This is a genomic window from Mycobacterium sp. RTGN5 (assembly GCF_033804465.1).
Classification (GTDB): domain Bacteria; phylum Actinomycetota; class Actinomycetes; order Mycobacteriales; family Mycobacteriaceae; genus Mycobacterium.
The window spans coordinates 1,623,250-1,635,118 of sequence record NZ_JAPZLA010000001.1 but is presented as its reverse complement, the minus strand read 5'-3'; the positions used below and the strand labels follow the sequence as shown (position 1 = coordinate 1,635,118).

Genomic DNA, 11,869 nt, shown 5'->3' with positions numbered 1-11,869 from the left:
ACATGAGCACCATTCCCAACTTGACACTGAACGACGGCACTTCGATCCCCCAGCTCGGGTTCGGTGTCTTCCAGATCCCGCCCGACGAGACCGCGTCGGCGGTGCGCACCGCCCTGGAAATCGGCTACCGCCACATCGACACCGCCGAGATGTACCAGAACGAAAAGGGAGTGGGAGAAGGCATCCGGGACTCCGGCATCGACCGCGGTGAGGTGTACATCACCAGCAAGCTCAACAACGGCTTTCACAAGCCCGACGATGCGCGACGCGCATTCGACGGGACGATCGAGGCGCTCGGCTTCGACTACGTCGACCTGTTCCTCATCCACTGGCCGCTGCCGGGGCTCTACGACGGCGACTTCGTCTCCACGTGGCAGGCGTTGGAGGAGTTCAAGAAAGACGGCCGGGCCCGCAGCATCGGAGTGTCCAACTTCCAGATCCACCACCTCGAGCAGCTTGCGCGCGACACCGAGACGGTGCCCGCCGTCAACCAGATCGAGGTGCATCCGTACTTCGCCAACGACGCGCTGCGCGGCTACGGTATCGATCACAGCATCCTCACCGAGGCTTGGTCACCGATCGCCCAGGGCGCGGTGCTCGGCGACCCGGTGATCGGCGCGATCGCCGAGCGTCTCGGCAAGAGCGCGGCTCAGGTGGTGCTGCGCTGGCACATCGAGCGCGGCGACATCGTGTTCCCGAAATCCGTTACCCCGGAACGCATCAAGGAGAACACCGAGATCTTCGACTTCGAGCTGAGTGACGAGGACATCGACGCCATCACCGCCCTCGACAAGGGCGAGGCGGGACGAAGGGGTCCCAATCCGGACGACTTCAACTGGATCCCGGACTAGACGTTCAATCCCGGCCGGCGAACTTTGACAGGTAGAGCCAGGTCGGCCGGTAGCCGAGTCGTTCGTAGAGCCGCAGGGCGTCTCGGTTACCGGGCAGCACCCCGAGGACGAGGTCATCGACGCCGGATACACGCAGGTGGTCTTCCAGCTGCGTCAGCAGCTCGGTGCCCAACCCGGATCCGCGGAATTCTGGTAGCACCGAGAGTGATTCAATCTCGCCGATGCGCTTTCCGGTGACCCAGGTGTCGGCCACCCAGGTGTCCTCGACCGCCATGATGTGCGCCAGCCCGTAGCCGATCACACGATCGTCGATGCTGGCGAGCAGCAGGAGCGTGCCGGGTTTGGCGAGCAGGTCCTCGTAGAGAGTGCGCCGTAGTCGCCACGTTTGGTCATCGCTGACGTATGGCCTCAGCTCGGGCATCGTCTCGGCATGCCGGTGATGCACGGCGACCCACAGGGGTTCGACGATGTCGAGATCATCCGCGCTGCCTGTGCGCAGCTGCCACGGCCCACTCACGGGACCATCATGCCCCGCGAGTGAGCCGACGGTTAAGCAGCCTTGGCGCGACGCTTCTCGCGACGCGTGGCGCGCACCGTCGCGATAGCGGACTTCAGCCCGCGGCGCGGTTCGTCGCCCAGCTCAGCGAACATCCGCTCACTGCGAGTCTCGGGTGCGTCGTCGACGGTGTCGTGCAGGTACTTGTCCGGCAGCGACAGCTTGGCGATGGTCCGCCACGTCTTGGCGTACTGCACCAGGAACGGCCCACTGGTGTACGGCAAGTCGTACTTGTCGCAGACCTGCCGCACCCGCACCGAGATCTCCTGGTACCGGTTGCTGGGCAGGTCAGGGAACAAGTGGTGCTCAATCTGGTACGACAGGTTGCCGGTCATGAAGTCCATGGCCCGGCTGCCGTCGATGTTGGCGCTGCCGAGCATCTGGCGCAGGTACCACTGGCCCTTGCTCTCGCCCACCATGTCGGTCTTGGTGAATTTCTCTGCGCCATCAGGGAAGTGGCCGCAGAAGATCACCGCGTTGGCCCACACGTTGCGGATCACGTTGGCTATGGCGTTGGCGGTGGCCGTCGAGCGGAATGTGGCGCCCGGCGACAACGACGTCAGTGCCGGGTAGGCGACGTAGTCCTTGAGGAGCTGTCGGCCGGCCTTGATGCCGAATTCGCGCACCCGGATCAGGGTGGCCTTGCGATCGTCGCGGGCCTTCCAGATCTTGCCGAGCTCCAGGTGCTGCAGGCCGACGCCCCACTCGAACCCGAGCGCCAACAGGGTGTTGAACAGCAGGTTGCCGTAGAGGTTGAACGGCTGCCACCGCTGATCGCGGGTGACCCGGATGACGCCATAGCCCACGTCGTCGTCCATGCCCAAGATGTTGGTGTACTTGTGGTGCATGAAGTTGTGGGTGAACCGCCAGTGCTTGGACGCCCCGCTCATGTCCCACTCCCACGACGAGGAGTGAATCTCGGGATCGTTCATCCAATCCCACTGCCCGTGCATGACGTTGTGGCCGATCTCCATGTTCTCGATGATCTTGGCCACGCCCAGGGTCGCAGTGCCGGCCCACCACGCGGATCGCTTGGAGCTGGCGGTCAGCATCAGCCGTCCGGCAATCTCCAGCCCGCGTTGGGCGGCGATGGTGCGACGGATATAGCGCGCATCCCGCGCGCCCCGGGAATCCTCAATGTCCTGGCGGATGGAGTCGAGCTCGACCGCCAGGCTTTCGATGTCAGCCTCGGTCAGGTGCGAAAACGCATCAACATCGGTAATAGCCATAAGTCACGCCTCCCTTCTTCTACCTACGGTACCGTAACCTACGTTCCCGTAGGTTACTAGCCGGTAAACCTCAGACGTCGACCACACAGTCGCCCGACGCAGCCGAAATACAGGTCTGGATCCGGGTACCCGGTTCGTGCTCGGCGCCCGTACGCAAGTCACGGACATGGCCGTCGACCAGGGGCACCACGCAGGATTGGCAGATGCCCATGCGGCAGCCGAAGGGCATCTGCACCCCGGCCTTCTCCCCGGCCTCCATCAACGACGTCGCGGCATCTGCCGTCACCGTCTTGCCGCTGCGACCGAACGTCACCGTGCCGCCCTGGCCGTGCGCGGCCGCCCGGGACGCTGCGAACCGCTCGAGGTGCAGCTGCTCGCCGATCCCGGCCGCCTGCCACACCTTCTCGGCCTCGGTGAGCATCCCTTCCGGGCCGCAGGCCCAGGTCTGGCGCTCGCGCCAGTCCGGGATCGCGTCGTCGAGCTGACGCAGATCCAGGCGTCCCTCGGTCCGGGTGGTGCGCACCGTCAGCCGGTAGGTGTCGTGGTCTCGCGCCAGCTCTGCAAGCTCGGTGGCGAACATGACATCGGATTCGGTTGGGGCGGAATGGATGTGGACGATATCGCCGACCTGATCACGACGTGTCAGGGTCCGCAGCATCGACATCACCGGGGTGATGCCGGAGCCACCCGTCAAGAACAACAGTGAAGCCGGCGCGGGATCGGGCAGCACGAAGTTGCCCTTCGGAGCGGCCAGCCGGACGATCGTGCCGGGCTTCACTCCACCGACCAGGTGCGTGGACAGAAAACCCTCGGGCATGGCCTTGACGGTGATCGTGATCGTCCGCGAGCGACCGGAGCCGTCGGAATGAGGGCTCGACGTCAGCGAGTACGAGCGCCACCGCCAGCGGCCGTCGACCAGCAGGCCGATCCCGATGTACTGGCCGGGCTGGTAGTCGAAGGTGAACCCCCAGCCGGGTTTGATCACCAGCGTCGCCGAGTCCTCGGTTTCCCTGCGGACCTCGAGTACCCGACCGCGCATCTCGCGCGCCGACCACAACGGGTTGGCGAGCTGCAGGTAATCATCGGGCAGCAACGGCGTGGTGATCCGGCCGACCAGGGCCCGGACCGCGTCGATCGCCGGGTTACGCCCTTCGCCCGCCACCTTGGGACGAACCGTGTCGACCACATTCGCACTGATCTTGACCTGGCTTTTCGCCATGAGGCCACCTCCTACCCGCCGTTAACCTACGGTACCGTAACTTACGGTCCCGTATCTAGGCGTTCAGAGCAAATCGAGCAGGAACGGCAGCTCCTGGGTGGCGTACCAGGCCAGCGCGTGATCCTGGGCGTCGCCGACGACGAACTCGGCGTCTTCATCGCCCAGATCGGCGTCGTCGATGACGGCGATCGCCGCGTTCACAGCGGTTTCGGCGTCGGCGTTGTCTACGTAGGCGGCGGCCACCTGATCCAGGTTCACCCGGCCGCTGAGCCGCACCACCGCGTCGTCCAGGTCGGGCCGCACAGTGGCGTCCGCGTCGGCGATGACGACCGCCCTGCGCAGCGGCAGCCCGCCATCGGCATGGCCTGCTTCAGCGGCCAGCAGCCGCAGCGACGCCAGTGCCGCCTCGCCGATGGCCACCTCGGCCAGCTCCTCGTCGTCGCCCTCGGCATAGGACTCCCGCAGTTTTGGCGTCACCGCGAACGCCGTCCCGCTCAGCGGCTGAAACGATCCGTCGGCGACCAGCTGCTGCAGCATGGCCAGGGTGGCCGGGATGTAGACCCGCATCAGGGGAGGTTAGCCCTCGCCGTCACCGAGCAAGGTGGACACATGGTCGGGGACATAGTTGGCCAGCTCACGCGCGGGCCGGACATAGCCGCCCATGACCGGACGCTTGGGCAGTTCGACTTTGGGGTGGTCGACTTCCTCGTAGTCGATGCTGGCCAACAGGTCGGCCATCATGTTCAGCCGCGCGTGCTTCTTGTCGTCGGACTCGACGACAATCCATCGCCGGTCCGGGAGGTCGGTGTGCACCATCATCTCGTCCTTGGCCCGGGAGTAGTCCTCCCAGCGGTACACCGACTCGAGGTCCATCGGGCTGAGCTTCCAGCGCCGCAACGGGTCTTTGCGGCGGGACTTGAACCGGCGCAGTTGCTCGTCGTCGGACACCGAGAACCAGTACTTGCGAAAGATGATTCCGTCATCGATCAGCATCTGCTCGAAGATCGGGCACTGCCGCAGGAACAGGGCGTGCTCCTCGGGTGTGCAGAAGCCCATGACCCGCTCGACTCCGGCGCGGTTGTACCAGGATCGGTCGAACAGCACGATCTCGCCGCGGGCCGGCAGGTGCTCGATATAACGCTGGAAGTACCACTGACCGCGCTCGCGTTCGGTGGGCGCAGGCAAGGCGGCGATGCGCGCGATCCGCGGGCTGAGATATTCGGTGACCCGCTTGATGGTGCCACCCTTGCCTGCCGCGTCCCGGCCCTCGAACACTACGACGACGCGGGCGCCGCTCGCCTTCACCCACTCCTGGAGCTTCACCAATTCCGTTTGCAGCCGGAATAATTCGGCTTCGTAGATGTCTTTGGGAATCTTGCGGTTGCGCTTTTTGACCGCTTTTTCGCTTGCCTCGCGCTTGCCCATCCGCCGAATACTAGGCTACTGAGCAGCTTCGAGCAGTTCGTCCAGCGATTCGGCCAGCAGCGTCGGCAACACGTCGACATCACTCATAGCGTCGCGGTCGGCGTTGATGCCGAAATACAACATGCCGCAATAGGACGTCACGCCGATGGCCAGTACCTGGTTGTGCAGCAGCGGGGGCACCGCGAAGGTCTCCAACAACTTGGCTCCGGCCACATACATCTGCGCCTGCGGGCCGGGGACGTTGGTAATCAGCAGGTTGAACTGGCGCGCGGAGAACTGAGTGGCCACCCGGGTGCCCATCGCGTGCAGTGTCGGCGGAGCGAACCCCGACAGCGTGACGATGGTGCGCGCATCCACCAGACTGGCCGCCGCCGAATGTGATTCGGTGGTGTGGGCGATCTGGGACAGCCGTACCACCGCGTTGCCCTCACCCACCGGCAGGTCGACGAGGAACGGCGCCACCTCGCTGATCGCCTGGCCGGGACTCCCCGTGTCCATGACGGCCTCCGGATACACGGACGTCGGCGCCATCGCCCGCACGGTCGAACTGTTGGTGACCGGCTCACCGCGCGACAGCAGCCAGTTACGCAGGGCGCCGGCGATCACGGCCAGCACCACGTCGTTGACGTCGCACTCGTAGCGTGAACGCACCAACCGGTAGTCGGCCAGCGAGCCGGCGGCGACGGTGAACCGGCGGTTGCGGGAGACCTTGGTATTCAGCGGGCTGTTCGGTGCGGTACCGCGGGCGACGGTACGCGCGACGTCGGTCAGCCGGCGCGCGACATCGGCCAGCTCGCCGCTGTTGGTGGCGACCTCGCCGATGGCCGAGCGAACCGCCTGCAGCTGCACTCTCGGACGGGCCAGCCACTCCCCGATCGCGCTGATCAGGAGTTGATTGTTGGTCGGCTCGCGGCCCGGGATCCAGATGTCCTCACCGAACGTCGGCGGCTTCTGAGTGCGGTCGGCGACGACGTGGCCGATTTCCAGCGCTGACATCCCGTTGACGAGGGCCTGATGGGACTTGGTGTAGATGGCCAGCCGGTTCTTGGCCAGCCCCTCGATGAGGTACATCTCCCACAGCGGACGCGACCGGTCCAGCGGGCGCGAGCCCAGCCGGGCGATGAGTTCATGCAGCTGCGCATCACTTCCCGGCGACGGCAGCGCCGAGCGCCGCACGTGGTAGGTGATGTCGAAGTCGGGATCGTCGACCCACACCGGACGTGCCAGGCCGAGGGTCACCTCGCGAATCTTCTGGCGGTAACGCGGGATCTGGGGCAGGCGACGTTCGACGGTCTCCAGCAGGGCTTCGTAACTGAGGCCGGACCGGGGCTTGCGCAGGATCGACAGCGAGCCCACGTACATCGGCGTCGCGGTGTTCTCCAGGTGATAAAACGACGAATCCGATGCTGACAACCGAGTCACCATCGTCGCGACAATCCCCTCACCGAAGTAATCCCCGACTCCGTCCCGACACGGTAACTGCCAACCCCCGACCCTCGCATCGCGGGTGCACACACCGGTGCGACGAGTGTGCCATCATGGCGCCATCGGCTCGTCCCTCTCCGGCGGCCGGTCCCTATCGACCGATCCCCGGAGAGTCCCCATGTCCTGCGTCGTTCCCGTCGTCGACTACGAGCCACCCGTCCTGCACACCGCACCCGAGCGGGTGCGGCTGCTGCGTCCGCGTGGTGGCGCCGCGGCCCGCCTGCCGACACCGTCCCCGACCGAGGCCGCTCCGATCCGCGCCGCGGCCGGGTTCGCCGACGCGGCGCTGCGCCGGGTGCTCGAGGTGATCGACCGGCGGCGGTCGCTGGCGCAGCTACGTCCCCTGCTGGCCGCGGGGTTGGTCGATTCGCTGCTGTCCACGGTGGCCCGCCACGACGGCCACGGCGCCGCACGACTGCGCCGCCTGCGCGTTCAGCCGGTCGGCACGAACGGATCAGCCGCCGAGGTGGCGGCCATCTACAGCCGAGACGAACGCAGCCATGCCATTGCGTGCCGAGTCGAGCAGGTGGCCACCCCGAGCGGCGTGCGCTGGCAGGTGGTGGCGCTGCACATCGGCTGACTAGCTGGGGCTAGCCGCGCCTGAGTGTCTTGCCCTCTTTCGCTTGCTTGCGGGCCGCCTCGCGACGTTCCTTGCGCGTGGTGCCCGCTTCGGGCGCCGCATTCTTGGACCCGCCGTTGCGCTGCACCTCGGCCGACCCGTCTTCGGCAGGGCCGGAGTAGGTCAGCCTGCGCGCGTCTTCGCCGTCAATTCCCTTGGCATGCAACGCTACCGGCGCAGGCGCCGGCTCCGGCTGCTGGCCGGCCAGATCAGCCAACCCCTGCGGGGTGTCGACGGTGCCCACCGCCGGCGCAGGCGTCGCCTCCACCTGGACGTTGAACAGGAAGCCGACCGACTCCTCCTTCAGACCATCGAGCATGCCGACGAACATGTCGTAGCCCTCACGCTGGTACTCGACCAGCGGATCGCGCTGCGCCATGGCCCGCAGGCCGATGCCTTCCTTGAGGTAGTCCATCTCGTAGAGATGCTCGCGCCATTTGCGGTCGATGACGTTGAGCAACACGTTGCGTTCCAGCTGCCGCATGGCGCCCTCACCGGCCATGGCGGTGATTTCAGCTTCCCTTGTGCCGTAAGCCTCTTCGGCGTCGGCGACCAGCGCGTCGAGGAGTTCCTCGCGGGTCAGCTCACCGGGCTCGCCGACAGCGTCGGAGTCGAGCAGGTCGTGATGGTCAATGCCCACCGGGTAGAGCTGCTTGAGTGCGGTCCACAGCTGCTCGAGATCCCAGTCTTCGGCGTAGCCCTCGGCGGTCGCGCCGTCGACGTAGGCGGTGATGACGTCGACGAGCATGTCGTGGGCCTGCTGCTCGAGGTTCTCGCCCTCCAGGATCCGGCGGCGCTCCGCGTAGATGACCTTGCGCTGCTGGTTCATCACCTCGTCGTACTTGAGGACGTTCTTGCGGATCTCGAAGTTCTGCTGCTCGACCTGGGTCTGCGCGCTCTTGATCGCGCGGGTCACCATCTTGGCCTCGATCGGCACATCGTCGGGCAGGTTGAGCCGGGTCAACAGGCTTTCCAGCGTCGCGCCGTTGAAGCGCCGCATGAGTTCGTCACCCAGCGACAGGTAGAACCGGGACTCGCCCGGGTCGCCCTGACGGCCAGAACGCCCGCGCAGCTGGTTGTCGATACGACGCGACTCGTGGCGCTCGGTGCCCAACACGTACAGACCGCCGACGTCGATGACGTGTTCGGCCTCTTCGGCGGCTTGCGCCTTGACCTTCGGCAATTCCTCCTGCCACGCGGCCTCGTACTCGTCGGGGGTCTCGATCGGATCGAGGCCCCGCTCACGCAGGCGGAGATCGACCAGGAAGTCGACGTTGCCGCCGAGCACGACGTCGGTACCGCGACCGGCCATGTTGGTGGCCACCGTGATCGCCCCACGCCGGCCGGCTTCGGCGATGATGCCCGCCTCCTGCTCGTGGAACTTCGCGTTGAGCACGTTGTGCGGGACGCGGCGCTTGGTGAACTGACGCGACAGGTACTCCGAGCGCTCCACGCTGGTGGTGCCGATCAGGACCGGCTGGCCCTTCTCGTAGCGCTCGGAGACGTCGTCGACGACGGCGATGTACTTGGCTTCCTCAGTCTTGTAGATCAGGTCGGTCTGGTCCTTGCGGACCATGTCCCGGTTGGTCGGGATCGTGACCACACCGAGCTTGTAGATCTCGTGCAGCTCGGCGGCCTCGGTCTCGGCGGTGCCGGTCATGCCCGAGAGCTTGTCGTAGAGCCGGAAGTAGTTCTGCAGGGTGATCGTGGCCAGGGTCTGGTTCTCGGCCTTGATCTCGACGTTCTCTTTGGCCTCGATGGCCTGGTGCATGCCCTCGTTGTAGCGGCGCCCGATCAGCACGCGGCCGGTGAACTCATCGACGATCAGCACCTCGCCGTTGCGGACGATGTACTCCTTGTCGCGCTCGAACAGCTCCTTGGCCTTCAGCGAGTTGTTGAGGTAGCTGACCAGCGGCGAGTTGGCGGCCTCATAGAGGTTGTCGATACCGAGCTGGTCTTCGACGAACTCCACACCCAGCTCGTGCACACCGATCGTGCGCTTCTTGATGTCCACCTCGTAATGGGTGTCCTTCTTCAGCAGCGGGGCCAGCCGGGCGAACTCGGAATACCAGTGCGAGGCGCCGTCGGCCGGGCCGGAGATGATCAACGGGGTACGGGCCTCGTCGATGAGGATCGAGTCGACCTCGTCGACGACGGCGTAGTTGTGGCCGCGCTGCACCATCTCCTCGACCGAATGCGCCATGTTGTCGCGCAGGTAGTCGAAGCCGAATTCGTTGTTGGTGCCGTAGGTGATGTCGGCGGCGTAGGCCGCCCGGCGCTCGTCAGGGGTCAGCCCGGACAGGATGACGCCGACCTCGAGCCCCAGGAAGCGGTGCACGCGGCCCATCCACTCGCTGTCGCGCTTGGCCAGGTAGTCGTTGACCGTGACGACGTGCACGCCGTCCCCGGACAGCGCGTTGAGGTAAGCCGGAAGCACACAGGTCAGGGTCTTGCCCTCACCGGTCTTCATCTCCGCGACGTTGCCGAAGTGCAGGGCCGCACCGCCCATCACCTGCACGTCAAAGTGGCGCTGGCTCAGCACCCGCCAGGCGGCCTCACGCGCGACGGCGAAAGCCTCGGGCAAGACGTCATCGAGGCTTTCGCCGTCAGCGACACGCTTCTTGAACTCGTCGGTCTTGGCGCGCAGCTCGCCGTCGGACAGCTTCTCTATGTCGTCGGACAAGGTGTTGACGTAGTCAGCCACCCCCTTGAGGCGCTTGACCATGCGACCTTCGCCAAGGCGCAGTAACTTCGACAGCACATTTTCCCCTGGGAAAACAGACAGAGGACGATTCCCCTGTGGATTGGAGGCTTGAGCGTCCTCCATCCTAGGTGACGCGCTGGTCGCGCTCCGGTAGCGCCGATCAGCCCAGGCGGATTAACCCATAGTCGTAGGCGTGCCGGCGGTAGACGACACACGGCCGATCGCTCTCCTTGTCCTGAAACAGGAAGAAGTCATGGCCGACCAGCTCCATCTCGTAGAGGGCGTCGTCCACGGTCATCGGCTTGGCCTCGTGCTCCTTGGTGCGCACGATGCGGCCCGGTTCGTGGTCGTCGAGCAGCGCTTCCTGGACGCCGGGCTGCTCAGGCCGGAAAGCCGCAGCCGCGTCGATGAGGGCTGTCGCAGCGGTGGCCTCATGCAGTGAGACCGGTCTCTTGTCGCCGTAGTGGACCTTGCGTCGGTCCTTGGTACGCCGCAGCCGATTCTCGAGTTTGTGGACGGCGGCCTCGAAGGCACCGTAGAAGCTGTCTGCGCAAGCTTCACCACGGACGACCGGACCGCGGCCCCGCGCGGTGATCTCGACGTGCTGACAGTTCTTGCGTTGGCGGCGATTGCGTTCATGCTCGAGCTCGACGTCGAAGCGGTAGATCGAGCGGTCGAACCGTTCGAGGCGAGCGAGTTTCTGCGCGACATAGACGCGGTAGTGATCGGGAATCTCGACGTTGCGGCCGCACACCTGTACTTCGGCGTTGGCTTCAGACTCGGCAAGGTCGTCTTCGTCAGTCAGCAATTGACCGGTGTTCACGGATTCGATTGACATGCTTGACAACTCGTTTCTGTTACGGGTTGCACGCGCGCGGGCGTGCCTGCCTGTCTTCGGTAGTTACGCCGACAGGATTGGCACGAGATTCACCCGCCGGCGTCAGGGGTCGAGAGACCTCACCTCCTGCCGTTTTCGGGCGAAGTGACGGGCCCGTTGGATGTGGGCCGCCCCCGTGATTTATTCACGGTGTGTTGGCTCCGAAGGTAGTCGCTGTTCATGGCCCCGTGCCACCTTTTTGCCCCACCTGTTTCCAAGTCTTTCGACCCCTGTTACACCGAAGATCTGCCTGGCCTGGTCAGGCCTGCGCGAGGGCCAGCACGGCCGTAACATTCGCCCCGACTTTTTGCAGCATCCGGACCGCTTCTCGGGCGGTGGCGCCGGTGGTGACGATGTCGTCGACGAGCAGGATGTCGCCGCTCACCGACTTTGCGATCTTGACGCGGCCGGTGAGATTACGTTCGCGGTCGGCGCTCGTGAGGCCGACGGAGTCGCGGACCATGGCGCGGGTTCTCAGGGCTTGGACGACGGCGATGTCTGGATGGTTCTGGGTGGCCCGCTGCGCGACGCGGGTGACGGGGTCACCGCCGCGGCGGCGGGCGGCCAGGGCGCGGGTCGGGGCCGGGACGATGGTGCACGGGGTGTCGAGGATGCCCCAGCTCGCGAGTTGGTGAATGCCGAGGGCCAGGGCGCGGGCCAGCGGGGCGACGAGATCGCGCCGGCCGTGCTCCTTGAGCGCGACGATGGCCTGCCGCCGCGGGCCCACGTAACGGCCCAGGGCGAAGACGGGCACGCCAGGGTCGATGCGCGGGGTGACGAGGTGGGGTTCGTCGGTGTGCACCTTGAGCGTCGCGGCGCACGCGTCGCACCAATTGGTCGACGGTGCGCCGCACCCTCCGCATTCCAACGGGAGGACGAGGTCGAGCATGGCTTGAGTGTGGCC

The 11,869-nt window shown here is 65.8% G+C and carries 11 protein-coding genes; 2 read left to right on the top strand and 9 right to left on the bottom strand.

Annotated elements, in window-relative coordinates:
• Positions 1-2: 2 nt before the first annotated feature.
• Positions 3-851: an aldo/keto reductase gene (locus SLQ31_RS08000; RefSeq protein ID WP_319431252.1), complete on the top strand. Its 849-nt coding sequence runs from the start codon at positions 3-5 to the stop codon at positions 849-851.
• A 4-nt stretch (positions 852-855) separates the two neighbouring features.
• Here SLQ31_RS08000 and SLQ31_RS07995 read toward each other — a convergent pair whose 3' ends face one another.
• The 6 genes from SLQ31_RS07995 to SLQ31_RS07970 form a co-directional block, all read right to left on the bottom strand.
• Positions 856-1,368 (bottom strand): GNAT family N-acetyltransferase, encoded by a 513-nt coding sequence (locus tag SLQ31_RS07995; RefSeq protein WP_319431250.1) that lies wholly within the window; start codon positions 1,366-1,368, stop codon positions 856-858.
• Positions 1,369-1,400: 32 nt separating this feature from the next.
• Positions 1,401-2,636, bottom strand: coding sequence for a fatty acid desaturase (locus SLQ31_RS07990; RefSeq protein WP_319431248.1), 1,236 nt, complete (start codon positions 2,634-2,636; stop codon positions 1,401-1,403).
• Between the two features lie 70 nt (positions 2,637-2,706).
• Entirely contained in the window at positions 2,707-3,855 is a 1,149-nt protein-coding gene (locus SLQ31_RS07985) for a ferredoxin reductase (protein WP_319431246.1), read from the bottom strand.
• A 63-nt stretch (positions 3,856-3,918) separates the two neighbouring features.
• The gene (locus tag SLQ31_RS07980; protein ID WP_319432946.1) at positions 3,919-4,425 is read right to left on the bottom strand and encodes a DUF6912 family protein; all 507 of its coding nucleotides are present in this window, start codon (positions 4,423-4,425) and stop codon (positions 3,919-3,921) included.
• Between the two features lie 6 nt (positions 4,426-4,431).
• Positions 4,432-5,280, bottom strand: coding sequence for a polyphosphate kinase 2 (gene ppk2 / locus SLQ31_RS07975; RefSeq protein WP_319431244.1), 849 nt, complete (start codon positions 5,278-5,280; stop codon positions 4,432-4,434).
• Positions 5,281-5,295: 15 nt separating this feature from the next.
• Positions 5,296-6,705, bottom strand: a complete 1,410-nt coding sequence (locus tag SLQ31_RS07970) for a wax ester/triacylglycerol synthase family O-acyltransferase (protein WP_319431242.1) — start codon at positions 6,703-6,705, stop codon at positions 5,296-5,298.
• Positions 6,706-6,883: 178 nt separating this feature from the next.
• On the opposite strand from SLQ31_RS07970, the gene SLQ31_RS07965 reads away from it, so the two are divergent.
• The gene (locus SLQ31_RS07965) at positions 6,884-7,345 is read left to right on the top strand and encodes an Rv3235 family protein (RefSeq protein ID WP_319431240.1); all 462 of its coding nucleotides are present in this window, start codon (positions 6,884-6,886) and stop codon (positions 7,343-7,345) included.
• 10 nt (positions 7,346-7,355) lie between these two features.
• Here the strand turns inward: SLQ31_RS07965 and secA are convergent, their stop codons facing one another.
• The 3 genes from secA to SLQ31_RS07950 form a co-directional block, all read right to left on the bottom strand.
• Positions 7,356-10,145 carry a preprotein translocase subunit SecA gene (gene secA, locus SLQ31_RS07960; protein ID WP_319431238.1) on the bottom strand — a complete coding sequence of 930 codons (2,790 nt, stop codon included), beginning with the start codon at positions 10,143-10,145 and terminating at the stop codon, positions 7,356-7,358.
• Positions 10,146-10,248: 103 nt separating this feature from the next.
• Positions 10,249-10,926 carry a ribosome hibernation-promoting factor, HPF/YfiA family gene (hpf, locus tag SLQ31_RS07955; RefSeq protein WP_319431236.1) on the bottom strand — a complete coding sequence of 226 codons (678 nt, stop codon included), beginning with the start codon at positions 10,924-10,926 and terminating at the stop codon, positions 10,249-10,251.
• Between the two features lie 298 nt (positions 10,927-11,224).
• Positions 11,225-11,854 (bottom strand): ComF family protein, encoded by a 630-nt coding sequence (locus SLQ31_RS07950; protein WP_319431235.1) that lies wholly within the window; start codon positions 11,852-11,854, stop codon positions 11,225-11,227.
• Positions 11,855-11,869: the final 15 nt, after the last annotated feature.